General features: G+C 60.9%; 23 protein-coding genes and 1 pseudogene. 10 read left to right on the top strand and 14 right to left on the bottom strand.

Going from position 1 to position 22,641, the window contains the following annotated elements; genetic code table 11:
- Window positions 1–112 precede the first annotated feature (112 nt).
- The 6 genes from P9272_RS18855 to P9272_RS18830 form a co-directional block, all read right to left on the bottom strand.
- Window positions 113–1,753, bottom strand: coding sequence for an ABC transporter substrate-binding protein (locus P9272_RS18855; protein WP_278161689.1), 1,641 nt, complete (start codon window positions 1,751–1,753; stop codon window positions 113–115).
- 297 nt (window positions 1,754–2,050) lie between these two features.
- Window positions 2,051–3,022 carry an alpha/beta hydrolase gene (locus tag P9272_RS18850; protein WP_278161688.1) on the bottom strand — a complete coding sequence of 324 codons (972 nt, stop codon included), beginning with the start codon at window positions 3,020–3,022 and terminating at the stop codon, window positions 2,051–2,053.
- A gap of 5 nt (window positions 3,023–3,027) precedes the next feature.
- Window positions 3,028–3,705 (bottom strand): isochorismatase family protein, encoded by a 678-nt coding sequence (locus P9272_RS18845; RefSeq protein ID WP_128259381.1) that lies wholly within the window; start codon window positions 3,703–3,705, stop codon window positions 3,028–3,030.
- 27 nt (window positions 3,706–3,732) lie between these two features.
- Complete coding sequence (locus P9272_RS18840; RefSeq protein ID WP_128259380.1) at window positions 3,733–5,031, bottom strand: Xaa-Pro peptidase family protein; 1,299 nt, start codon at window positions 5,029–5,031, stop codon at window positions 3,733–3,735.
- 151 nt (window positions 5,032–5,182) lie between these two features.
- Window positions 5,183–6,160 (bottom strand): GlxA family transcriptional regulator, encoded by a 978-nt coding sequence (locus P9272_RS18835; protein ID WP_128259379.1) that lies wholly within the window; start codon window positions 6,158–6,160, stop codon window positions 5,183–5,185.
- A 94-nt stretch (window positions 6,161–6,254) separates the two neighbouring features.
- Window positions 6,255–6,551 carry an NUDIX domain-containing protein gene (locus tag P9272_RS18830; protein WP_278161687.1) on the bottom strand — a complete coding sequence of 99 codons (297 nt, stop codon included), beginning with the start codon at window positions 6,549–6,551 and terminating at the stop codon, window positions 6,255–6,257.
- Between the two features lie 123 nt (window positions 6,552–6,674).
- Between P9272_RS18830 and P9272_RS18825 the strand changes: the two genes are divergently transcribed.
- Window positions 6,675–7,184: a GAF domain-containing protein gene (locus P9272_RS18825; protein ID WP_128259378.1), complete on the top strand. Its 510-nt coding sequence runs from the start codon at window positions 6,675–6,677 to the stop codon at window positions 7,182–7,184.
- A gap of 20 nt (window positions 7,185–7,204) precedes the next feature.
- On the opposite strand, the gene P9272_RS18820 is transcribed toward P9272_RS18825, so the two are convergent.
- Window positions 7,205–8,266: a YeiH family protein gene (locus P9272_RS18820; RefSeq protein WP_278161686.1), complete on the bottom strand. Its 1,062-nt coding sequence runs from the start codon at window positions 8,264–8,266 to the stop codon at window positions 7,205–7,207.
- A gap of 364 nt (window positions 8,267–8,630) precedes the next feature.
- On the opposite strand from P9272_RS18820, the gene P9272_RS18815 reads away from it, so the two are divergent.
- From P9272_RS18815 to P9272_RS18800, 4 genes are all read left to right on the top strand, one after another.
- Complete coding sequence (locus P9272_RS18815) at window positions 8,631–9,098, top strand: GNAT family N-acetyltransferase (protein ID WP_128259377.1); 468 nt, start codon at window positions 8,631–8,633, stop codon at window positions 9,096–9,098.
- A 20-nt stretch (window positions 9,099–9,118) separates the two neighbouring features.
- The gene (locus P9272_RS18810; protein ID WP_278161684.1) at window positions 9,119–9,502 is read left to right on the top strand and encodes an ACT domain-containing protein; all 384 of its coding nucleotides are present in this window, start codon (window positions 9,119–9,121) and stop codon (window positions 9,500–9,502) included.
- Between the two features lie 164 nt (window positions 9,503–9,666).
- Window positions 9,667–11,100, top strand: coding sequence for an aldehyde dehydrogenase family protein (locus P9272_RS18805; RefSeq protein WP_278161683.1), 1,434 nt, complete (start codon window positions 9,667–9,669; stop codon window positions 11,098–11,100).
- Window positions 11,101–11,343: 243 nt separating this feature from the next.
- The gene (locus P9272_RS18800; RefSeq protein ID WP_278161682.1) at window positions 11,344–12,102 is read left to right on the top strand and encodes a TylF/MycF family methyltransferase; all 759 of its coding nucleotides are present in this window, start codon (window positions 11,344–11,346) and stop codon (window positions 12,100–12,102) included.
- Window positions 12,103–12,522: 420 nt separating this feature from the next.
- Here the strand turns inward: P9272_RS18800 and P9272_RS18795 are convergent, their stop codons facing one another.
- The 6 genes and pseudogenes from P9272_RS18795 to P9272_RS18770 form a co-directional block, all read right to left on the bottom strand.
- Window positions 12,523–12,756: a hypothetical protein gene (locus P9272_RS18795; protein ID WP_278161681.1), complete on the bottom strand. Its 234-nt coding sequence runs from the start codon at window positions 12,754–12,756 to the stop codon at window positions 12,523–12,525.
- Window positions 12,757–13,381: 625 nt separating this feature from the next.
- Window positions 13,382–13,655: pseudogene (locus tag P9272_RS18790) on the bottom strand (ABC transporter ATP-binding protein); the annotation flags it as partial.
- 177 nt (window positions 13,656–13,832) lie between these two features.
- Window positions 13,833–14,153 (bottom strand): transporter substrate-binding domain-containing protein, encoded by a 321-nt coding sequence (locus tag P9272_RS18785; RefSeq protein WP_278161680.1) that lies wholly within the window; start codon window positions 14,151–14,153, stop codon window positions 13,833–13,835.
- Window positions 14,128–14,754, bottom strand: a complete 627-nt coding sequence (locus P9272_RS18780) for an amino acid ABC transporter substrate-binding protein (protein WP_278161679.1) — start codon at window positions 14,752–14,754, stop codon at window positions 14,128–14,130. Before P9272_RS18780 ends, P9272_RS18785 begins: the two co-directional genes overlap by 26 nt.
- Before the next feature lie 188 nt (window positions 14,755–14,942).
- Window positions 14,943–15,914: an ornithine cyclodeaminase family protein gene (locus P9272_RS18775; protein WP_278161678.1), complete on the bottom strand. Its 972-nt coding sequence runs from the start codon at window positions 15,912–15,914 to the stop codon at window positions 14,943–14,945.
- Window positions 15,908–16,726: a glucose 1-dehydrogenase gene (locus tag P9272_RS18770; RefSeq protein ID WP_278161677.1), complete on the bottom strand. Its 819-nt coding sequence runs from the start codon at window positions 16,724–16,726 to the stop codon at window positions 15,908–15,910. The genes P9272_RS18775 and P9272_RS18770 overlap by 7 nt, the downstream gene beginning before the upstream one ends.
- Window positions 16,727–16,939: 213 nt before the next feature.
- On the opposite strand from P9272_RS18770, the gene P9272_RS18765 reads away from it, so the two are divergent.
- From P9272_RS18765 to ugpC, 5 genes are all read left to right on the top strand, one after another.
- Entirely contained in the window at window positions 16,940–17,815 is an 876-nt protein-coding gene (locus tag P9272_RS18765) for an NAD(P)-dependent oxidoreductase (RefSeq protein WP_278161676.1), read from the top strand.
- A gap of 303 nt (window positions 17,816–18,118) precedes the next feature.
- Window positions 18,119–19,300: a sugar ABC transporter substrate-binding protein gene (locus P9272_RS18760; protein WP_347404057.1), complete on the top strand. Its 1,182-nt coding sequence runs from the start codon at window positions 18,119–18,121 to the stop codon at window positions 19,298–19,300.
- A gap of 80 nt (window positions 19,301–19,380) precedes the next feature.
- Window positions 19,381–20,292 (top strand): sugar ABC transporter permease, encoded by a 912-nt coding sequence (locus tag P9272_RS18755; protein ID WP_278161675.1) that lies wholly within the window; start codon window positions 19,381–19,383, stop codon window positions 20,290–20,292.
- The gene (locus P9272_RS18750) at window positions 20,282–21,112 is read left to right on the top strand and encodes a carbohydrate ABC transporter permease (RefSeq protein WP_128259369.1); all 831 of its coding nucleotides are present in this window, start codon (window positions 20,282–20,284) and stop codon (window positions 21,110–21,112) included. The genes P9272_RS18755 and P9272_RS18750 overlap by 11 nt, the downstream gene beginning before the upstream one ends.
- 27 nt (window positions 21,113–21,139) lie before the next feature.
- Window positions 21,140–22,210, top strand: a complete 1,071-nt coding sequence (gene ugpC / locus P9272_RS18745) for a sn-glycerol-3-phosphate ABC transporter ATP-binding protein UgpC (protein WP_278161674.1) — start codon at window positions 21,140–21,142, stop codon at window positions 22,208–22,210.
- A 125-nt stretch (window positions 22,211–22,335) separates the two neighbouring features.
- Here ugpC and P9272_RS18740 read toward each other — a convergent pair whose 3' ends face one another.
- Entirely contained in the window at window positions 22,336–22,584 is a 249-nt protein-coding gene (locus P9272_RS18740; RefSeq protein ID WP_278161673.1) for a hypothetical protein, read from the bottom strand.
- Window positions 22,585–22,641 lie beyond the last annotated feature (57 nt).

Here is a 22,641-nt window from a genome sequence, read left to right as displayed (position 1 = left end):
TTTTTTTTTGTCACTATCATACCCTCCTTTTTTTTTTTGTTCTTCCCCGCCCCCCCCCCCCCCCGGCGGGCGCCGCCCCCCCCCCCCCCCCCCCCGCTCAGTCCTGGCAGGATCAGGACTCCAACCACACTTTCTCGAAATGCTGCTCGAGCGCCTGGTGCTGTTCGCAGCCCTGCACGCCCTTGCGATAGGTGCGGTAGACCGAGCGCCAGTAGGGCTGGATGATGATGCCACTGTCGCGCAAATTCTGCTCGATCTTGGCCATGATCTCCTTGCGCGCCGCGGCGTCCGGCGTTGCAAGCGCTTTGTCGAGAAGCTCGTCGAACTCCTTGTTCGAATAGGCGCTTTCGTTCCAGGCCGCGCCCGATTTATAGGCCAAGGCCAGCACCTGAACGCCGAGTGGGCGGCCGAGCCATTCGGTGCAGGAATAGGGGAACTTGCTCCAGTCGTTCCAGAAGGTCGCGGCCGGCAGCACTGTGCGCTTGATCTTGAAGCCCGCCTCGCGGATCTGCGCCGCGATCGCATCCGCGGTGCTCTTTTGCCATTCGATGTCGACGGAGATCAGCTCATATTCGTGGTCGGCCTTGCCGGATTCCGAAATCAGCTTCTTGGCTTGGTCGACATCGCGCACCGCAGGGCCGATATCGGCGAATTCCGGATGCATGGGGCCGACATGGTGGTTGTCGGCGGGTTTTCCGCGGCCGTCGAGCCCGAGCTTCAGCACCGCCGAATTGTCGACGGCAAGCTGTGCCGCGCGTCGTACCTTGACGTCATCATATGGTGCGTTGGAGACATTGAAGCGCGCGACGATGGTCGAGCCGGTGGCGATCTCCGAGTTCTGCAGGCCCATCTTATCCGTCTGCGACACTGCGTCCGACGCGGTCTCGTGGTCGGTGTCGATCTCGCCGGATTCGAAGGCCGACAACGTGGCGTTGGGGTCGGAGCCGTAGTCGACCCATTTGATGCCGTCGAGATGGAACTCGCCCTTCCACCAGGGCTTGTCCTTGCGCTTCACCTCAGCGCCCGTCTCGGCATCCCAACTCACCAACTCGCAAGGGCCGGTGGTGATCGCCAACGCTTTCTTCGGGTCGGCATCGCCTTCATAGGAGCGGTGCATGATCAGCGCCGGATAGTCGGCCATGCCGGCGACCAGCGAGATGTCGGGCTTGGGCAGGTTGAGCTTGACGGTGTAGTCGTCGACTTTCTGGATGCCGCCCTCGACCGGCTTCTTGGTGTCGGCGTTGACCAGCGCGCCCATGCGCGCCGCGACAGAATTGCCGGCCACGGAAGCATCACACCAGCGGTTGAGGTTGTGGATCACGTCGTCTGCGTTGAATATGTCGCCATTCGACCAGGTGATGCCCTTGCGCACGTGCAGCGTGATGGTCCTGGCGTCGTCGCTGGTCTCCCAGCTTTCCAACAGCCAGGGCTCGAAGGAGAAGTCGGTGTTCCAGCGCACCAGATATTCATTGCACTGGCGCGCGACATTCGACATCTCGACACCGTCGAAGGTGCGCGGATCCTTGAACCCCTTGACGTTCATCGCGACCCGCAGCACGCCGCCCTTTTTTGGCTCGGCGGCGCGGGCAGGCGAGGGGGCGATCCCGCCCAGCGCCATTGCGCCGGCGGCGCTGACTCCGAAGCCGGCCATAAGGGCGAGATATTCGCGCCGGCTGATCGCGCCCTTCTTGAAATCGTCGGCGATCGGCTCCGCACGCGGGTGCAGTTTCCTGTCGGTCAGCATGAATTTCATCGTCGTTCCCTCTGTTGTTGGCGTACGTTGCCCGCGCGGCGGTCTGTTGGGGCAAGGACTTGCACGAAGCCAACGATCGCCCCGGGATCGCCAGGCGCGGGGGCGGATGCGACCGCGGGGCGCCGTTGCCTGTGAGGAATGATAGGTCCGCTTTCCGCGGCGAAATGTTTGATTTTCCGCAGTTCTTGTGCGCTGTTCCGCAGACTGAAGTTGACTCAGACGGCACTGACAGGCTCCTGTCTCTCTTGGGGAGAGGTCAGCCATGCGAAGCGGAAGCCGGGTGAGGGGGAGCGCTATTCAATACGGCCACTCGCCCCGTCCGAGCGCGCCGATGTCGGCGACAATCCGCCCAAACGCCTCCGCCGCGCGCGGTACCGTCGGGCGTGCCCGAAGAAAACTGTGCACCAGCCGCGGCTCCTCGCGCCACCGCGCTTGTCCGCCCGCGGCAAGGATGCGGTCGCGATAGCTCTCGCCGTCCGACGACAGCGGATCGCATTCGGCGGTAACGATGATCGTCGGCGGCAGGCCGGAAAAATCGCCGTCCCGGAGCGGCGAAAAGGTGGGATCGTCGAGCGACTGCCCGGGCGCGGAACGGACGCGTCGATAGAAGTCGATATCGGCGAGCGTGAGCAGCGGTGCTTCGGCATGTTCGATATATGACCGCCCGCTCTCGTCGCCGCCCAGGCCGGGGTAGATCAACATCTGGCCCAACGCGTGCCGGGGATGGCGGCGCGTCGCCTGCGCCACGGCCGCGGCCAAATTGCCGCCGGCGCTCTCGCCGCAAAGTAAGATCGGCAGCGTGCTGGTCGCGGCAACCCATTCGAACATAGCCAGCACGTCGTCGAAGGAAGCTGGATGCAGATGCTCTGGCGCCAGCCGATAGTCGGCAGAGACCACCTCGAATCCAGTTCCGGCGCAGATCTCGGCACAGATGTCGTCATGGCTGTCGAGGTCGCCTAGTACGAAGCCGCCGCCGTGATAATAGACGACGACCGCCGCCGCCGGCTTGCCCGCCATGAGATAGCGGCGGATCGGGATCGGATGCGCCGCCGTAGCGACGATGCCGTCACTGCTGGTCACACCTTCAGGACGCCCCTGGTGAAATGCGGCGCACATCCGGTTGTAGACCGTACGCTGCTTGGGGATGGGGGCGGCCACGATCTCGGGCGGGTACCAACTGTTGACCTTGTCGATATAGTCCCACAGCTCCGGATCGAGCCGGTCGGCATATTTGCCTTGGTTCGCCGGATCGCTCGGGTTGCTGGCCACGGACGTCAGAGCTCGGCGTAAAGTTGCGCCGCATTCTCGAAGGTGAAACGCAGCGGTACCGAGCCCTCGACCTGCCAGACATTGACCGTGTCGCCGGCCATCAGCCGGCAGGCGTCGAGCGTGTTGGTGACGGCGCCGCCATAGAGGCGGTTGGCGAGGTTGAGGATGCCGGTCTGGTGCATGGCCGCACTTGCGCTGCCGCATGCATCCTTGACCAGCAGCACGCGGAAGCCGCGGGCCACCGCGTCCTTCACCGTGGCGTCGATGCAGGCCTCGGTCCAGACGCCGGCAATCACCAGCCACTCGATGCCGGATGCCTTGAGCTTGTCGCCGAAATCGTTCTTGCCGAAGGCGCTGGCTTCCTGTTTGACCAGCATGGCTTCGCCGTTTCGCGGCGCCACTTCGTGGCAGATCGCGGTCAGCGGATCGTCCTTGTCGGAAAAGGCAGACTTGCCGCTCTCGTCGACGGGATGGAACGGCCGCGCCTCGGCGAGGTCGACGATATAGGCCCAGTGGTAAAGGGGCACGAAATTGCGCCGCGCCGCCTCCTGTAGGCGCCGCACATTGGCGAGGATGTCGTCGAACCCCTCGACCAGATAGCGCTTGTCCTTACGATGCTCCTCCTGGAGATCGATGAACACCGCGGCCACCGTGCCGCGCCGGATGGAAATGGGCGTCTTCATGTGGAATGTGCTGTCGATGCGTCGAGGCTAATTGTCAAGAAACTCGTCTTCATACGGAAAGCGCGAGAGCAGTTCCGTACCGGTCTCGGTGATCAGGATCTCGTCCTCGAGCTTGACGCCCTCGCGGCCGCCTTTCTCGCCGATATAGCTTTCCACGCTGACTACCATGCCCGGCACCATGATGCCGTCGCGGCCATAGGTCTCATAGTCCATCGCGTGTGCGATGAAGGGCGTCTCGCCATGCATGCCGACGCCGTGCATGACCGAGGTGTAGCGCTGGTCTACAAAACGGTCCGGGATTTTCCATGCCTTCTCGGCGATCTCGCGGAAAGCCATGCCGGGCTTCACGATCCCGATATTGTGCTGCACCTGGTCGTGCGCCATGCGGTAGAGCGACTTCTGGTACGGCGTCGGCTTGCCCGGGCCGCAGCGGAAGGTGCGCGAGAAGTCGGAATAATAGCCGTAGCAGCCGATCGTATCGGTATCGAGCGCCACCAGTTCGCCCGGCCTGATCTTGCGCCCGCTCGCCTCGTTGAACCAGGGATTGGTGCGCTGCCCGGAGGTGAGCAGGCGGGTCTCGATGAACTCGCCGCCCTGGCGGATCACCTCGTGATACATGATGGCGAAGAGCTCGTTTTCTGAAACGCCGGGCTTGATCGCCTCGCGCACCGCCGCGACCGCGGCTTCGGCGCCTGCCATCGACGCTTGCAGGCACTTCACTTCCTCTAGCGTCTTCACCGCGCGCACGGCGAGGATCTCGCCCTGGCAGTCCTTCACCTCACAGCCGCGCTTTTCGAGCGCAAGCGCCTGGAGGTGGCTGCAGCGGTCGAGGCCAAGCTTCATCGAGCCGCCGCCATGCTTCTTCAGAAGCTCGGTGATCTCGTCGGCGAAGGGTCCCGCGGTCTCGTCGTCACGGCCGGAGACAGACGACCAGACCAACTTGGATGGCCGCGCCTCGTCGATCGTGTCGAGCACCATCGAGACATGGTAGCTCTGCGGATATTCGAAGAGCACGATCGGCCCTTCCGTAGGGATGAAGAAATAGCGGGTCGAGTTGCGCAGGAAATAGCCGAACATGTTGCGCGAGCCGGTGGCGTAGCGCTGGTTGTAGGGGTCGAACAGGACGACGCCGCCATAGCCCGCCTCGCGCATCCATGTGCGCAGCTTGGTGAGGCGTCCCTTACGCAAGGCGTCCGCATCGATGAAGGACGGCTCGGTGTCGGACAGCCACATGCCGCCCGCGGGATCGGCCGCCGCCGGATGGCGCATGCGGTCCTTGAAGTCCACATCCTCGGTGCTGTCGGGGTCGAATACGACGATGCTCATGAGCGTCCTCCTGTTCGCGCGAACATAGCCGGGTCGGCTTTTGAGCTTGTGCGGTATTCCGCAAATGTTGTGCTGAGTGCCGCGTCAGGGCTGCAACGCTAGCGGGCCAGGGAGGGGTGTGACGGAACTCAGCGTAATTGTGAGAGGCGCATTAATGCCTCCGCATCGCCTTCGGCGCATGCCCATGCTCTTCGCGAAACGCCCTTGCAAAGCTCGACATCGACGCAAAGCCGCACGCCAAAGCCACGTCGCGCACCATCAGCGTCGAATGCGCCAAAAGGTCGGCCGCCCGCTTCAGCCTGAGCCGCCGGTAATAGCCGTTGGGCGAGATATCCAGCTCGGCGCGGAAATTGCGCTCGAGCTTGTCCGGTGACACCCCGAGCCGCCCCGCGAGCTCCGCCATGCCGAGCCGCTCCTCGACCGCGTCCTCCATGATCGCGATTGCCGACAGCACGAGCTCGTTCTGCACACCGGTGCGCAACCTGAGCGGCATCAGCTTGCGGTCGACGCTGGAGCGCAGTGGACTGTGCACGAACCATTCGGCGACACCCGCCGCGATCTCGGCGCCACAGTCGCGCGTGATGATCTCCAACATCATGTCGAGGCTGCCGACGCCGCCGGCCGAGGTAAAGCGCTTGCGGTCGATGACGAAGAGGTCGCGCCGAAGCTCGATATCCGGAAAAGCCTCGGTGAAGGCGGCTTGGCTGGTCCAGTGCAAGGTGCAGGCATGGCCATCGAGCAGGCCGGCGCGGGCGAGGAAGAAGGCGGCGTCCGCCACCGCGCCGATATGCGCGCCACCACGCAGGCTTTTGCGGATCCAGCTCATCGCCTCGTCGGCCACGACATGATCGGCATCGCCACCGGAGCACACCACAATGCGGTCGACCTTCGGCGCGTCCGCCGCGGAAAAGCCGGGCTGGATGACGACGCCGTTGGAAGCTTGGACCGTGCCGGGATCGGCGCCGACGATTACCCAGCGGTAGCACTCGCGCCGGGCAAGCACATTGACGGCGCGAAGCGGCTCGATGACGGAAGAAAACGCCATCATCGGAAAGCCGGGAAAGACCAGCACCGCGAAGGTCAAAGGCGCGCCGCCCGCCGCCGGTTTTTCCTGGCTACGTGAACTCATGGCTGGCGGCCGTAGCGTGGCAGGACGAAGGTTGCGGTCAGCGGCGCGAGTTCGAAGCCGGCTTCCGCCTCCGGGTTGAGCCAGATCATCTCCTCTATCTCCGCCCCGGGACCGGTTCTCCGGCGATGGAGAACTCGAACAGCTCGGCCTCGACTTGGGTCTCCGGCTCATTGGCGGCGGGCGCCGAGAAGGAGCCGAGATGCGAAGCCGCGCCCGGATCGACGACGATGCCCAATTCCTCGCGCAATTCGCGCGCAAGGGCGACGGCCGGCAATTCGCCCGGCTCGATCTTGCCGCCGGCCTGCATGAAGGCTTTTGTGCCGCGCTTGCGCACCAGCAGCAGCCTTCCACCGTCGTCGCGGATGACCGCGGCGGCGATACGGATCGTCATGGCCGTCACTGTTCTGGAATGGCTGGAGGTCACGATAGGTTGTTTCCCGGCGGCGATTTTGGTGGCAGAGAGAGGTGGACTGTAGCTGGCCGCGCGGCCGGCTTGCAACGGAGAGATCAAGCGATGTTCGCGGCAACGGCAATCGATACGAGCAACAAGCAGGCCTTCTACGAAGAGTTAGCCGCGCAGTTGAAAGCGCTGCTGGAGGGGGAGGGCGATTCCGTCGCCAATGCCGCCAATACAGCGGCGCTGATCTACCAGATGGTGCCCGACCTCAACTGGGCCGGCTTCTATTTCCTGGCCTCCGAGGACGAGCTGGTGCTTGGGCCCTTCCAGGGCAAGCCAGCCTGCGTTCGCATCGCCGTCGGCAAGGGCGTCTGCGGCAAGGCCATCGAGCTCGACATGTCGATGCTGATCAAGGACGTCAACGAATTTCCCGGCCACATCGCATGCGATGCCGATTCGCGTTCCGAGCTGGTGGTTCTTCTGCGCGACGCCGAAGGCGCGTTCGGGGTGCTGGATCTCGACAGCCCGCTGCCCGGCCGCTTCGACAAGGAAGACCAGGCAGGCATCGAGAAGCTCGCCGCGATCTATGTCGCGGCATGCGAGTTCGAGGAAGATGACGAAGACTGAGAGGTGAGGCCCGGCCCGTCTCAGACGAGCTTTACCAGCGCCAGACTGAACGTGGCGATGAAAATGAAGGCCGAGCAGGCCAGCATCAGCGGCCGCAGGCCGCGCGAGCGAAGCTCCGAAATATCGGCCTGCAGGCCCATGGCGGCGAGACCCATGGTCAGCATGATCTGCGCGGCCAAGGCGATCGCCGAATGAATCTGCGCCGGGATCGCGACCAGGCTGTTCAGCGCCACGACGGCCGCGAAGGCCGCGACGAACCAGGGCATCGGCGCCTTGGCGTCGGTAGCGTGGGTGTTGCCACGGCGCGCTATCAGGCCGAGCGCAATCACCATCGGCGCCAGCATGGCGACACGCGTCAGCTTGGCGACGGTCGCGGTCTCGCCGGAGAGCGTTCCGTTCTGGAAGCCGGCGCCGATCACCTGCGCGACCTCATGGATCGAGGCTCCCGCCCACAGACCGAAGGCGTGCTGGTCAAGGCCGAAGACCGGCACCAGCAGCGGGAAGCCGAGCATGGCGACAGTGCCGAACAGCGTGATTGCGGCAACCGCATAGGTGACGTCCTCGTCGCGGGCATCGGTGACGATGTTGGTGGCGACGATCGCCGAGGCGCCGCAGATCGAGGTGCCGGCGGCGATAAGCTGGGCGAGCTTGCGGTCGACCCCGATCAGCCTGCCGAGCATGATGGTGAAGAGGAAGGTGGCAGCGAGCGCGGCGGCGACGATGCCGACACCGCCAAGCCCGATCCCCGCCACCTGGCCGAGCGTGAGCTGGAAGCCCAGAAGTACGATGGCAAAGCGCAGCAGGCGCTTCTGCGAAAAGGCGAGGCCGGCCTTGGCGTGGCCGGGCACGCCGAGCACGTTGGAATAGATCATGCCGGCGACGACGGCGAGGATCATCGGGCTGAACAAGGTGAGGCCCGAGAAGCCGCGCGCCGAGTAGGCGACGCTGGTGATCATCGCCACCAGGACCAACCCCGGCATAGTGCCGGCCGAGAGCGCCGTGAGGGCAGGGCGCTTGCGCTGGGGAGCGGCAAGGTTCAGGGGATTTGGAAGATCGTTCGCGGTGGCGGGCAGGAAAGACAATCGAATTCTCCAGGCATTCTCGTCGCCGAAATGCCATTCCAGAACCAATCTTTCCAACGAATTATTCGAGTTATAATGATCGATTTTTACGAACGGTTGGCCGCTGCCGATGGGTAGGTGGCCCGCCAATGGGTTTGGCCTAATGACCGACAGCGGCCGAGCCTTGACGCTTGCCGGTTCCTCCTCCAGCTTGCCGCCATGTTCGCCCGCGCGCCCGCCAATGCCAAGCGACGCCATCTTCGCCGAGTGCGGAGTGAGAGGCTGATTGCGCGACGATAGACCCGACACGATAAATAAGGTTCGTTCGTTTCCTGCCCCGCCCGCGATATCAGCCGGCGGGGTTCTTCATATCTGGAGCCTTGCAATGACCATCGAATCCTCCATCCGGTTTCGGGCGGCCGAGGCGGCGGACGCCGCCGCCATTCGCGACATCGTGCGTGCAGCCTATGCCAAATGGGTGCCGGTTATCGGCCGCGAGCCGCTGCCGATGCGCGCCGACTACGACAAGGCTGTCGCGGATCATCCATTCGACCTCGCCGTCTCGCGAGATCGCATCGTCGGCATGCTTGAGGCTATGCTCGCCGACGATCATCTCTGGATCGAGAATGTCTGCGTCGCGCCGGAGGCGCAGGGCAAGGGGATCGGCCGGCTGTTGCTGCAGCGGGCAGAGGGCAAGGCGCGTGAGGCCGGGCGCCACGAGCTTCGCCTGCTGACCAACGGCGCGTTCGAGGCCAATGTGTCGCTCTACAAGCGACAGGGCTATTCGGTCGACCGGGAAGAGCCGTTCATGAACGGCACGACCGTTTATATGAGCAAGAGGATCGCGGGATGACCGGCAATCGGAGCGTGGCAATGGCTGCCAGGATCAGGCTGAAGGAGCTGCCCGGTCTATACGCGATCGCGCGGCTGGAAGCCGGACATGGCATTCCCGACTGGGCGGACGGGCGGGGTTTCGTCAGCATCGCCAGAACCGAGGACGAGCTTTCGATCACCTGTCTGCAGGAGCGAGTACCGGCTGCCGTCAGGCAAGATCGCGACTGGGTCGCCTTCAAATTCGAAGGGCCTTTCGCCTTTGGCGAAACCGGCATCGTGTTGTCCGTCATTCGGCCGCTGTCGGAGAACGGCCTTGGCATCTTCGTGGTGTCCACCTTCGATGGCGACCACCTGCTGGTGAAGGCCGCCGATCAAGCTGTGGCGGCGCGGTTGCTGGCTGACGCTGGACATACGCTGCCGTAGTCCGCTCCAGTCGACTTCAGCCGACACGTCAGGCTCGACGGACGGTTGGCTCAATCGCCGGCGCTTGCGTTTGACAGGGCGCTTGCGGCATCGTTATCTCTGTCTGTATACGACGACCCAATCCGCTACAATCGAGCACCCACCGCTGGCCGAGGAGTAAAACCATGTCCCACAATCTGCAGTTCTATATCGACGGCGCCTGGGTGGACCCGGTCGTCCCGAACACGCTCCACGTCATCGATCCCTCGAACGAGGACGCCTTCGCCCAGATTTCGCTAGGCTCAAAGGCCGATGTCGACAAGGCGGTGGCCGCAGCCAAGCGCGCCTTCGCCACCTTCGGCTTCACCTCGGTCCAGGAGCGGCTCGACATCATCAATCGCGTCATCGACATCTACAAGAAGCGCAGCAAGGACCTTGCGCTCGCCGTCTCGCGCGAGATGGGCGCGCCGCGCCAGATGGCGCTGGACAGCCAGGTCGGCGTCGGCCTGGCGCATCTGGAAAAGATGGCGGAGGTCCTGAAGACCTTCCAGTTCCGCCACGTCAAAGGCTCGTCGCTGATCGTGAAAGAGCCGATCGGCGTCGTCGGCCTGATCACGCCGTGGAACTGGCCGCTGAACCAGATCACCTGCAAGGTCGGTCCCGCGCTTGCCGCCGGCTGCACGATGGTGCTGAAGCCCTCCGAGATCGCGCCGCTCGACGCCATCATCTTCGCCGAGATCATCGACGAGGCCGGCGTGCCGAAGGGGGTGTTCAATCTCGTCAACGGCGACGGTCCGACGGTCGGCCAGGCGCTGGCCAGCCATCCGGATGTCGACATGATGTCGTTTACGGGGTCGACCCGCGCCGGCATCCTGGTCGCCAAGGCGGCGGCCGACACGGTCAAACGCGTGCATCAGGAGCTTGGCGGCAAGTCGGCCAACATCCTGTTCCCCGATGTCGATCTGGAACGGGCCGTCACCAAGGGCGTCGCCGGCTGCTTCGGCAACAGCGGCCAGTCCTGCAACGCGCCGACCCGCATGTTCGTGCCGCGCGACCGGCATGACGAGGCGGCCGGCTATGCGAAGAAAGCTGCGGAGAAATTCACCGTCGGCCCGGCCGACGCGCCCACCTCGAAGCTTGGCCCAGTGGTGAGCCAGATCCAGTTCGACAAGATCCAGGACCTGATCCAGAGCGGCATCGACGAAGGCGCCACGCTGGTCGCCGGCGGTCCCGGCCGCCCGGCCGAGCTCAATCGCGGCTACTATGTCCGCCCGACCGTCTTTGCCAATGTCACGCATGACATGCGCATCGCAAAGGAGGAGATATTCGGCCCGGTGCTGTCGATCATGCCTTACGACACGGTCGAGCAGGCGGTCGAGCAGGCCAACGACACCGTCTACGGCCTTGCCTCCTACATCCAGGCCAAGGACATCGACAAGGCGCGCGAAGTGGCGGCTCGCATGCGCTCCGGCAATGTCTACATCAACTACCCGGCCTGGGACGCCGGCCTGCCCTTCGGCGGCTACAAGCAGTCCGGCAACGGCCGTGAATATGCCGAATACGGCCTGGAGGATTTCCTCGAGATCAAGGGCATTGCGGGCTATGAGGCGGCGGAGTAGGGCTCGCGGGTCGGCGTTCGGAGAACAGGCCTCCAAAGAAGTTTATGAAGGGCGCGGTCTGGGCTGCGCCTCTCTCATCTCAGTTGACCGCGCAGGTCAGACGTGGCCGTAGAAATCCCCGTGCACGGCGACGTGGGCGAGGTGATGGTAAGACGATCGCAGCATCTACAGTACGCGCGGCGATTGCCCCCGGTTTGCCGGCGCTGCTATCAGTCCGGCCATCAACGCGTAAGGAAATTCGACATGTCCGTCGACGGGAAGATGGCTGCCCGCCTCTATGGGGATCTTTTGATCCGCTGCATCACGAATACCATCTATCAGGACATACCGCAGGATCCCTGGTCGGGGGGCACCTATGCCGAAGCCCTTCGTACCGAGGGCCGAGACTGGCCCTCGCGTGCCCATTCCATGATTGGGGTGAAGCGGCTTGAAAACTTGCGCACCCTTACTGAAGCGGCACTCGCGGATGAGATCCCGGGAGATTTTATCGAGACCGGGGTTTGGCGCGGCGGTGCCTGCATCTTGATGCGAGGATTACTGGCAGCACACGGGGTATCCGACCGTAAGGTGATCGTCGCCGATTCATTCCAGGGCTTGCCGCCGTCAGACGACGTCCGGTTTCCGGCGGACGCTGGAGATACGCACCACAAGTTTCAACAGCTCGCAATCCCTCTCGAGTCGGTTCAGGGGCACTTCGCCGCTTACGGCCTGCTTGACGATCAGGTCGAGTTCCTTAAGGGCTGGTTCAGCGACACACTGCCAACGCTCGCCGACCGACACTTCGCCCTGATCAGGCTCGACGGCGATATGTATCAGTCGACTATCGAGGCGCTGGATAACCTCTATGACCGGCTCTCACCTGGCGGCTTCATCATCATCGACGATTATGGCGCCGTCCCTGCCTGCCGAGCGGCAGTCGAGGATTTTCGCGGCGCACGTAACATCACCGAACCAATGGAGCAGGTGGACTGGACCGGCGTCTGGTGGCGCAAACCTTGTTGATCCCCACTTCGCGCCCGCACCGGGACCTCGCGCATGTGAAACGTGACCGTAGAAATCCCGGTGCACGGCGACATCACAGAGGAACCAGCGGGCAGAGACTCGAATCCAAGCGATAAGGTCTATGTCGATATTGAAGACGTTGAATCGCATGGGTATGGGCTTGAATACGCCCAGGACGGCCACAGGTCAGATCGGATGCTGAATGGGTTGCTGCCCGGCGGGCCTATGGATATTTGCTGGCCGGTGATGCCGACAACCAAGCACCTGTCGTCGGACATGTGGGATGGTCCGCGATAACCGTCGCCAGGAAGCTGATCGACGAAGTGCCCCTGCAATCCACATCTTGCAGCCTTCGGCATTAGCGGTAAGCGCGCGTCTCGACACCTTCCAAGCTCAACACCAGCGTGTCGGCTTTGCGGCCTACCCCTGCTCCGCCTCGATGATACCGACCATCGCCCGGGTAAATTCGACCATGCTGTTTGCGGTGATGGCGGCGTTGTCGGGGGATTGACCGATGTGCTCGGCCGCTCCGCAGCAGGATCGGCGGATGCTGTCGTAATATGGATCTCTCTCATCGTCCGGCAGGGCTGCCAAATTCAGGGCGCGACGGTGAATCATGCGCAGTAGCTGCGCCAATGCTGTTTCGACACTCATGCGTTTGCTCCGCATCGGTCGAGCGTCTCGGCACACCGAGTGCCGGATCGCCGATCGGGAAATTCCCGATTTGAACAGGCTGGCACGTCAGGCATTAATATATCGTTGATTGCTAATAGATGGCCGACATTGAGGGTTGGCCAAGAGGGAGCGTTGGTGGTGGGTGCAACCTGTGCATGTGACATCCGTCACGGTTCTGTGCTGCAGCACATGGCATAACCTCGTGGGTGAAGGCGCGTCGGCACAGTCCGCTCGGCGAGGAGGGATGATGCCCCTTTCAAGTGACCTGCATGACAAGAACTTGATGTTCCAATGCCAACGCTGCTCCAGGACGATCGTCCGGAAAGGCTCCTGGATCAAGAGTATCAAAACCTTCAGATGCGAAGGGTGCCGATCCGAGGTGCCGATGACATACGGGCACAAACTGGCGATCTTCGAACGGCATCGGCACCTGGCAGGGAAAGACTCAAAATGAGCGGGTGAAGGCCGCCTAGGGAACGCGTGCGGATGGACAGCGCCAGCAGGCATTCCCATAATCTTCGATCGATGCCAAGGAACTGGCTGGGTTTTTTGGAAGCTTTTGGAACTTTCTGCGCCTCGCCTCAACCCGAATTGCGGCGCTGCGGTAGAGAACGCCAATCCGGTCTGCCTGCCATATAGCGCACAACTCTAAGATCATGGCCGATGAACAGATAGGTAGTCACCTTATCCCGCTGCAGGTCGTTCAGCAGGCTGAGCACCGTTGCCTGCACCGAGACGTCGAGTGCAGAGGTCGGTTGGTCCAGCACCACCACTTTCGGCGCGCCGGCGAAGGACTGCGCGATGGCCGCCCTCTGGCGCTGACCGCCCGACAATGAGCGCGGTTCGGCCAGCCGGACGGGCCGGAGAAGGTCAGCGACGGGGTTCCTCGCATTCTATACGGCCAAGGCAGGCCGTCGTGGACCTCGGTGGCTTAAACCAGGAATTCCGGCGAGCCATTGCGCGTACCGGCAAGAGGCGGCGTGCTCGCCACGACCTGGCGGCCCAAGCATATCTCCATCGACCTGGGTCCCTCCCCAAGAGCTTGGGTGGCGCATCTACTCAGGGATTGCTTGCAGTTCAAATGCAGCTTTGAGCGTTCCGCTGATGGGAACTGAAATTGGATCGAACCACCTGGCGTAGATGCCGAGGATCTCTCCCGAACGGAAGACCCGAGCCAACGCTCTGTTCACCACCAAACGGAAGGCCGAATCGTCGCGACGGAGCATGATCCCATAGGGATCATAACTCAGGTATCGACCAACGACCTCAAGGTCTTGCTTCTTGTCAGATTTGGCAAGCAAGCCATACAGGACGATGTCGTCCGTGGCGAACGCGTCGACCTTCTTCGTTTCAAAGAGCGGCAATACCCTGGGCATAATCATTCATGACCAGGAGTTGCACTCCGCTTAGCTGGCCCTTGTCGATGAGGCCTCTCACGGCCTTTTCATTTGTCGAGCCGCCGACGACAGCGATCATCTTGCCGGACAGGTTCTCGATCTCGCTTACCTTGCTGGCCTTCCATGTCAGCAGCCGCGTCCCGGTCGTAAAGTAGATAGGCGAAAAATCGACTTGCTGCTGGCGTGCGAGCGTATTGGTGGTAGTGCCGCACTCGAGATCGACGTTACCATCGACAACCATAGAAATGCGCGTCTTGGGTGTGACAGGGGCGTATTTTACGGCGACGTCTGGCCTGCCCAAAGCCGTCTTCACCTCGTCCACAATCTTGAGACACAACTCAATGGCATATCCAGTCGGTCTCTTGTTCTCGTCCAGGAATGAGAATGGAGCCGACGCTTCACGGTAGCCAAGAGTGATGGAACCGGTCTCGCTTACCTTCTTGAGGGTACCGGTCAACTCCTCCGCCGACGTTGCCCCTCCGATGGATACCACTGCTAACAGTGCCGCGCCGCCAAGCGTCAAGATCCGCGGGCATCTGGAAAAGATTCGCATTTCCGTCATCTCCAGCACAACCGGCATCGATGATACCGCGAAGCGCCTCGCCGGCTTTGCGACAGATCAAACAAGGCAGCTGATGAACGCCTCTTTCAAGCTCCGTTAGCTCGCCGCCATTGAGCTTCTTGCCGGCATGCGTAACACCAAAGACCTAAAACGCATGGAGCGAATCCGAAAGATCGCGACGTGCTTTAACTGCGGCGAAGGCGTGATCAGAACTCCACCTGGAATCCGAGGCCTTTTTCGATCGCGCGCCGCACAGCGAGATCAGCCACGACAAGATCTTGAAGGGCCACGCCAGTGCCGTCGAAAATTGTAATCTCTTCCACGGATTTCCGTCCGTCGGCTGTACCTGCAATGACGTCGCCGAGTGAACCGCGAATGCTGCTTTCATCGACCAGGCCCTGCGCGTAAGCATGCTGAAATTCGCCTATGGTGAGCGACTGCGCCATCTCGTCGACGAAGAGTGCGGCGGCGCAGACAAGCTGCGGATCAAGCTCCTGCTTGCCCCGCGTATCTGCCCCCATGGCGGAAATATGGGTTCCGGGCATAACCCAGTCCCGTTCGACGAGCGCTTTCGTGGATGGCGTGACCGTGACAAGGATATCGGAAAGCCGGACCGCGTCCGCGCGGTTTTTGTGAGCGCGATAGGCAATGCCAAGGTCGGTGACCGTCTTGCCGAATGTGGCCAGATTGTCTGGCGAGGGATCCCAAGCGTGGACCGTCTTAATGCTGCGGACAGCGAGCGTCGCCTTGAGCTGATAGACGGACTGGGTGCCCGTGCCGATGATGCCGAGTGACTCGGAATCCCGGCGCGACAGATGCTTCGTGGCGATCGCGCTTGCCGCCCCGGTGCGGATCCCCGTCAGGTAATTTGCGCTAACCAGAGCCGAGGCCCGTCCTGTATCGGGATCGAAGAGCAGGGTCGAGGACTGATGATTAGGCAATCCCCGTGGCAGATTGTGTGGCCAGTAGCCGCCGGCCTTGAGGCCGAGAAACGGCACAGAATTGTCGGCACCGGTCTTTACGCCGAATACCGCATCCGCGTGGCCGACCACTTCCCGCACGACAGGGTAGTTCCTGGCCAAGCCGCGGGCCATGGCGCAGAAGGTCTGCTCGACGGCCTCCAAGGCCTCCTCGATGGCCACCAGATCACGAGCGAGTATTTCGGGGATGACTAGCATGGGGCGCCATGGCGGTCTTGGGCTTCTAGGATGAATTCGTCGATCATGACGTTCATGCCTGCCAGCATGCCGCCGTCCACCGGCAGGACCACTCCCGAAATATACGCAGCATCGCTGGACCCCAAGAAGGCGACAGCCTTGGCGATGTCCGTTGGCTCGGCGACGCGGCCGAGCGGATACCAGCGGCCAAGTTTCTCGAAGACGGCCGGGTCCTTTTGCTGGCGAATGGTCCAAGTGATGTTGTCGGTGCGCACTGAACCGGGAGACACGGCGTTACAACGAATGCCGTCACGGCCGAATTCGGAAGCGACCGCCATGGTAAGGTTGATGATGCCTGCCTTTGCAGCGCTGTAGCCCGGATTGCCGAAATAGCGCATCCCGTTAACCGACGCGATGTTCACGATAGCGCCACCGCGCCGGGATCGCATGCGCGGGAGGACGGCGCGTATGCAGTGATAGGTGCCGTTGAGATTGACATCGATTTCGCGGTGCCAGGCGTCGAGACTCATGCTCTTGAGATCGCCTGCGTCGGTAAAGGCTGCGTTGTTGACAAGCAGGTTGACAGGACCGAGCGCGTTCTCTGCCGCGGCGATGGCACTCTCCACCTGATCGGCATTTGTTATGTCGGCCTTTACAAAAGTCGCGCGGCCGCCGACCTCGACAATCTGGCTGACCGTCTCGCTACCCTTAGACTCGTCGATCTCGAGAACTGCCACTCCAGCGCCTTCGGCGACCAATTGGCTGGCGATAGAACGCCCGATGCCGTGGCCTGCTCCCGTTACGACCGCAATTGTCCCGTCATGGCGAGCCATGTCTCATTCCCCGGTCGCCTTGTTCAGGCGGTTCTCTTCTCAACGATCAACCACTATCGGCCGCCGAGGCGCTCTTCCAATGCAGAACAAGCATGGCAGGATCAGTATTTCGCATTCGTCTTTCGATACACCGAAGCCGTAGGGTCTACCCGATTGGCTGGCCGGGTGAATTCCAGAAAGGTCGGCCGGTGCGGTGGACACAGGGAACATTCAATGAAGAACATTGTCGTTACGGGCGGCAGCGGCAAGGCGGGCAGGGCAGTCTGCCGTGGTCTGGTGGAGCACGGTTACACCGTCTTGAATGTCGACGTGCAGACATCAACAGATCCTGTCTGTCCGTTCTACAAGGTCGATCTCAATGATCTCGGCCAAGTGATTGACGCTTTGCAGTGGAGCGGCGGCAAGGATCACCCTTTCCGCAAGTTCCGCACGCCAGATGCTGTGGTTCATCTGGCAGCGATTCCGGCACCCGACCTGATGCCCGATGACGTTATATTCCGCAACAATATCGTGACAACCTATAATGTCTTTGACGCAGCCATCCGCGTGGGCGTCAAGCGGATCGTTTGGGCATCGAGCGAGACCACCTTGGGCCTGCCTTTCAGCGCATCGAACCCGCCAGCCTACGTGCCGGTTGACGAAGATCATCCCATGCGACCCGAAAGCGCCTATTCACTGTCGAAGGACCTTGGCGAGGAAATGGCACGACAGATGCAGCGGTGGAATCCCGGGACGACGTTCATCGGGCTCAGGCTGTCCAATGTCATGGAACCGTCGGACTACGAGCGTTTCTCCTCCTGGCAAGAGGATCCGCATGTCAGGGAGTGGAACTGCTGGGGCTATATCGACGCGCGCGATTGCGCCCAGGCGGTGCGCAAGGCGCTGCATGTTGAGCTCGTCGGTGCGGATCATTTCATCATCGCTAACGCCAATACCGTGATGGAGCAAGAAAGCGCTGAGCTCATGAAAACGGTCTTTCCGAACGTACAATTCAAGCGCGAGATCGGTGGACGCGAGACATTGTTATCGATTGATAAAGCGCGGCGTGTCCTCGGTTACGAGCCGGAGTGCAATTTCGGGCGAATCTAAAAATATCGTCACAAGTATAAAATCGCAGCACAACAGAAGGTGATCCAGTTTGCCTTCTGTTGTGATGATATTGTTGTGACAGGAATCCGGGAAGCATTCAGGCGCCCCTATGCCGCATCTTCATGCCCCCATGCGATAATTGTATTTTAAACGATCGCTTTGCCGGCGCACAGTGGCTTGGTCAGCGCGGCGTCTCAGTGCCGCCGCTTCGGGTCGAAAAGAAGAGAAACAACTCATGAGGAGAACAAGTTCATGACTTTCAGCATTCGCAAAGCGATGGCTGCGTCAGCCCTCGCTGTTGGCATGGCCTGGGCGGGCAGCCCGGCCTATGCCAAAACGCAGGTCAACTTCACCGTGGCGGAGTATAGCTCCAAGACCGGCCCGTACTTTGAGGAAGTGGCGGCCGCCTTCGAGAAGGAGAATCCCGACATACATATTAATATCCAGGTGGTTCCGTGGGACACGCTCCTGCAGCGGCTGACCACTGACATCGCCGGCGGCCAGGCCCCCGACATTTCGATCATCGGCACGCGCTGGCTGGTTGACTTCGCCTCCCAGGGCATCGCTGAGCCGGTCGATTCCTACCTGACGCCAGAATTCAAGTCGACCTTCATCGATACTTTCATGGCGCCATCCGTCATCGATGGCAAGACTATGGGTCTGCCGGTCGCCGCTTCTGCCCGCGCCATGTTGGTCAACACCGAATTACTCGACAAGGCAGGTGCCAAGGCTCCGGCCAACTGGGACGAATTCTATACGACTGCCGAGAAGCTCAAGGCTCTTCCCGACACCTTTGCCTTCGGCCTGCAGGGCAAGGAAATCGAGACCGACGCCTATTTCTACTACAGCCTTTGGACACATGGTGGCGACATCCTGAAAGCTGATGGGACGTCGGGCCTCGATACGCCCGAAGCACTGCAGGCTGTGACACTGTACAAGAAGATGATCGACGAGGGACTGACCCAGCCTTCTCCGACCAACTACACCCGCGAAGATGTCTTCAACCTCTTCAAGCAAGGCAAAGTCGGGATGGTCTTCACCTTCCCGATGCTCATTCCTCAGATCAAAGCCGAGGCCCCGAACCTGAAGTACAAGGTCCTTCCCTTCCCGGAAGGTAAGGCCAAGGCGACCTACGGGGTGACCGACACGCTGATGCTCTTCTCCTCGTCGCAAGTGAAGAAGGAGGCCTGGAAGTTCATCGAATTTGCCTACAAGGATGAATGGCGGACCAAGTTCGACCACGGCGAAGGCTTCCTGCCGGTGACGAAGAATGTCGCGGCCGAGAAATACTACAGCAGCGATCCTGATATTGCCGGCTTTGCAGCGGGTCTGCCCTATGCAAAGTTTGCTCCGACCATCGCGAATTGGGAAGAGATCGCCGACACGACAGTTCGCGCCTTGCAGCAGATCTATCTTGGCCAGGCCAAGCCAGACGAAGCTCTAAAGGCTGCGGCTGCCGATATCAACAAAATTCGCAGCAAGTAGGCGCTGCCGCAAAAGATGGGCGGGTGCGGGGTAGCCCGCCCATTTCCCTGAGCGAGCCTCAATAGCCGTGGAATGGGACAATGAAATCGCGGACGCGCATACCGACGACACCGCTGTTGATGATTCTGCCGAGTTTCCTTCTGGCGATGTCCATCATCGGCTATCCGATTCTCGACCTAGCCTGGACGTCAATGCAGGAGGTCAGCCGCTTCGGAAAGTTGATGGGTTTTATCGGTTTGGCGAATTTCGCCGAAGTGTTTCGTGATCCGCTTTTTTATTCATCATTGGTGCGCACCCTGATCTGGACCGTCGCGGTGGTAGGCGGAACGCTGATCATATCACTGCCGATCGCGATAATGCTCAACGACGATTTCTACGGTCGGGGCCTTGCCCGCGTAATTGTCATGCTGCCCTGGGCAATCTCACTGACGATGACAGCCGTACTCTGGCGCTGGAGCCTCAACGGTCGCGCAGGACTCATAAACGCGACCCTGATGGATTTCCACATCATCACTGAACCGATCGAATGGCTGGCCACCGCTCCACTTGCCTTCACCGTCGAGATCCTTGTCGGTATCCTGGTTTCCATTCCCTTCACAACGACGATCTTTCTTGGCGGCCTATCCTCTCTGCCGCAGGATTCCTACGAGGCCGCGGTTGTGGACGGGGCCAAGCCCTGGGAGCTGTTCCGCTATATCACGCTGCCGCTGATGAAGCCCTTCATCAACATCGCGATCGTGCTCAACGTCATCTATGTCTTCAATTCGCTTCCAATCATCTGGGTCATGACGGAAGGCGGACCCGCCAACGGCACCGACATCCTGGTGACCTATCTCTACAAGCTCGCTTTTCGCTTCGGCCAACTCGGTAAGGCGTCCGCGATCTCGCTGATCATGTTCTTCGTCCTGTTCGTCTTCACCATCGCTTATGTCCTGATGGTCATGCGCCAGGAACACGACAGCACCGCCGAGGAGGTGAAAAATGACGCCTAAGCTGAAAAAGAGCCTTCTTTACTGGCTTTTGCTGTCGCCGCTTTGCGTTGTCATCCTGCTGCCATTCGGCGTCATGTTCGTGACCGCACTGCGACCACGCGACGAACTCTTCGTCTATCCTCCGACCTGGACCTTCAGCGAATTTCGTTGGGAAAACTTCGTCGAAATGTGGGTGAAAACCAATTTCGGCGGCGCGCTTCTAAACAGCCTCTATGTCAGCCTGACCTCGACGATCATCGCCATCGTGCTCTCCATTCCTGCCGCTTACGCGCTGTCGCGCTACCGCTTTTCCGGCAAAGGGCTCTACAGGAATTTCCTTCTGATGACACAGATGATGTCGCCAATTGTGCTTGTCCTGGGCCTTTTCCGGCTGATGGTGCATCTCAACTTGGTCAACAGCCTCAATTCGCTGGTCGTCACCTATGTCGCCTTCAATATGGCTTTCACGATCTGGATGCTGCAGAGTTACTTCAACACGATTCCGCGTGAGCTCGAGGAAGCATCGTGGATAGACGGCGCAACCAGCTTTACCAGCCTGGTAAAGATCTTCTTGCCGCTGGCAGTTCCAGCCATGGTCGTGACCGCGATATTCACCTTCATCAACAGCTGGAATGAATTCGTGCTGGCGCTCACCTTGATCCGTAGCCAGAACGATTACACGCTGCCTGTACAGATATTCTCCCAGGTGGCTGGACGCTACCAAGTTGAGTGGCATCACGTCATGGCTGCGACTGTGCTGGCCACGGTCCCTGTCGCCATCGTCTTCTCCTGGCTGCAGCGCTATCTCATCCGGGGCATGGCGCTCGGAGCGGTCAAATAGGCCTAGGAAACATAAGGACCTCTCAATATGGCATCGGTTACCATCAGCGGCGTGGAGAAGTGGTTTGGCACCCTGCAGATCCTCCATGGCATCGATATCGACATTGAGGACCAGGAGTTTGTGGTGCTGGTCGGGCCGTCCGGCTGCGGCAAATCCACGTTGCTGCGCATGATCGCCGGACTGGAACCGATTTCGGACGGCGAGATATCGATCGGGACACGGGTGATAAATAACGTGCCGGCGCGCGACCGCGATATCGCCATGGTATTTCAAAACTACGCCCTCTATCCGCATATGAGCGTCTATGACAACATCGGCTTCAGCCTGAAGTTGAGGAAAAGGTCGAAGCAGGAGATTTCGGAAAAGATCAGCGAGGCCGCCGAGATACTCGATCTTACGCCATATCTGGAGCGCTCGCCGCGACAGTTGTCGGGCGGACAACGACAGCGTGTTGCCATGGGCAGGGCTCTGGTGCGCGATGCGCAGGTCTTCCTCTTCGATGAGCCGCTTTCGAATCTGGATGCCAAGCTTCGGGTCGTCATGCGCACTGAAATCAAGGCCCTTCACCAAAGGCTCAAGACCACATCGGTCTATGTGACACATGATCAGATAGAGGCGATGACGATGGCGGATCGCATTGTCGTCATGAACAAAGGGCGTGTGGAGCAGATTGGCACGCCGATGGATCTCTATGACTTTCCGGCCAATCTGTTTGTAGCGGATTTCATTGGCTCGCCCTCAATGAATTTTATCGAGGGCGTCGTTGCTGCTGACAACGAGGGGCCTTTTGTGATGGCCAAGGATAGAACCCGGCTCGCCATCTCACGTGATTCGTCTGCCGAGCTGGGCCAACAGGTGGTCTATGGAGCAAGACCCGAACATCTTGTTTTGTCCGGCGGAAGCGAAGGGTTCGGTGCAACTGTGGAAGTCATCGAGCCGACCGGCCCCAACATACAGATCTTTGCAGACGTCGCGGGACAACGAATTTGCGCGCTGTCTCCTGAACGTCGTACCCACAAGCCGGGACAGAAGATCAGATTGCATTGCCCCGAGGCGTCCGTTCACCTTTTCGATGCATCGTCGGGCGCAAGGATTTGAGAGCTTCTCTGCCAACCGTTTAAGCGAATGCCATGCCGAAGTGCGTTGCCCCGAACGCCTTCCAGCGCGGATCTCGGTAACCCTCCGGCAAAGGCCGCGGTGGCTCCGATATTGGACGAAGGCCGTTAGTGGTTGCCGAACTCAGGTCGGGAACTCACCAGAAGTTTGGCGACCCGATCGCTTTTCTCAGCTAGCTGTCCGCGGTCCGTTAGTCCCATATGCTCGGTAGCTACGGCGAATAGATAGGCTGCGATGTCACTCGCGGTGGCGCTTTCGTCCATCAACATCACGTAGACCATGTCGGCGTAGGCGTCATATTCGCCGGTGGCATCTGGTATGCCGGAGACGCCGATGGGATCCCAATCGTGCAGCAAGATCTCTCGAACCCGAGCCCGGTTTTCTCGTGACTGATACTTGTTTCGCCGGTGAGC

This window comes from Mesorhizobium sp. WSM4976 (assembly GCF_029625685.1).
GTDB lineage: Bacteria > Pseudomonadota > Alphaproteobacteria > Rhizobiales > Rhizobiaceae > Mesorhizobium.
This window is presented reverse-complemented; position numbering and strand designations above follow the sequence as displayed.

Bases quoted from the DNA above. Each gene is read 5' to 3' on its own strand.
- P9272_RS18855 (WP_278161689.1), bottom strand. From the start codon at position 1,753: ATGAAATTCATGCTGACCGACAGGAAACTGCACCCGCGTGCGGAGCCG.
- P9272_RS18845 (WP_128259381.1), bottom strand. From the start codon at position 3,705: ATGAAGACGCCCATTTCCATCCGGCGCGGCACGGTGGCCGCGGTGTTC.
- P9272_RS18840 (WP_128259380.1), bottom strand. From the start codon at position 5,031: ATGAGCATCGTCGTATTCGACCCCGACAGCACCGAGGATGTGGACTTC.
- P9272_RS18835 (WP_128259379.1), bottom strand. From the start codon at position 6,160: ATGAGTTCACGTAGCCAGGAAAAACCGGCGGCGGGCGGCGCGCCTTTG.
- P9272_RS18830 (WP_278161687.1), bottom strand. From the start codon at position 6,551: ATGACGATCCGTATCGCCGCCGCGGTCATCCGCGACGACGGTGGAAGG.
- P9272_RS18825 (WP_128259378.1), top strand. From the start codon at position 6,675: ATGTTCGCGGCAACGGCAATCGATACGAGCAACAAGCAGGCCTTCTAC.
- P9272_RS18815 (WP_128259377.1), top strand. From the start codon at position 8,631: ATGACCATCGAATCCTCCATCCGGTTTCGGGCGGCCGAGGCGGCGGAC.
- P9272_RS18810 (WP_278161684.1), top strand. From the start codon at position 9,119: ATGGCTGCCAGGATCAGGCTGAAGGAGCTGCCCGGTCTATACGCGATC.
- P9272_RS18805 (WP_278161683.1), top strand. From the start codon at position 9,667: ATGTCCCACAATCTGCAGTTCTATATCGACGGCGCCTGGGTGGACCCG.
- P9272_RS18800 (WP_278161682.1), top strand. From the start codon at position 11,344: ATGTCCGTCGACGGGAAGATGGCTGCCCGCCTCTATGGGGATCTTTTG.
- P9272_RS18795 (WP_278161681.1), bottom strand. From the start codon at position 12,756: ATGAGTGTCGAAACAGCATTGGCGCAGCTACTGCGCATGATTCACCGT.
- P9272_RS18785 (WP_278161680.1), bottom strand. From the start codon at position 14,153: ATGCCCAGGGTATTGCCGCTCTTTGAAACGAAGAAGGTCGACGCGTTC.
- P9272_RS18780 (WP_278161679.1), bottom strand. From the start codon at position 14,754: ATGCCGGTTGTGCTGGAGATGACGGAAATGCGAATCTTTTCCAGATGC.
- P9272_RS18775 (WP_278161678.1), bottom strand. From the start codon at position 15,914: ATGCTAGTCATCCCCGAAATACTCGCTCGTGATCTGGTGGCCATCGAG.
- P9272_RS18770 (WP_278161677.1), bottom strand. From the start codon at position 16,726: ATGGCTCGCCATGACGGGACAATTGCGGTCGTAACGGGAGCAGGCCAC.
- P9272_RS18765 (WP_278161676.1), top strand. From the start codon at position 16,940: ATGAAGAACATTGTCGTTACGGGCGGCAGCGGCAAGGCGGGCAGGGCA.
- P9272_RS18760 (WP_347404057.1), top strand. From the start codon at position 18,119: ATGGCCTGGGCGGGCAGCCCGGCCTATGCCAAAACGCAGGTCAACTTC.
- P9272_RS18755 (WP_278161675.1), top strand. From the start codon at position 19,381: ATGAAATCGCGGACGCGCATACCGACGACACCGCTGTTGATGATTCTG.
- P9272_RS18750 (WP_128259369.1), top strand. From the start codon at position 20,282: ATGACGCCTAAGCTGAAAAAGAGCCTTCTTTACTGGCTTTTGCTGTCG.
- ugpC (WP_278161674.1), top strand. From the start codon at position 21,140: ATGGCATCGGTTACCATCAGCGGCGTGGAGAAGTGGTTTGGCACCCTG.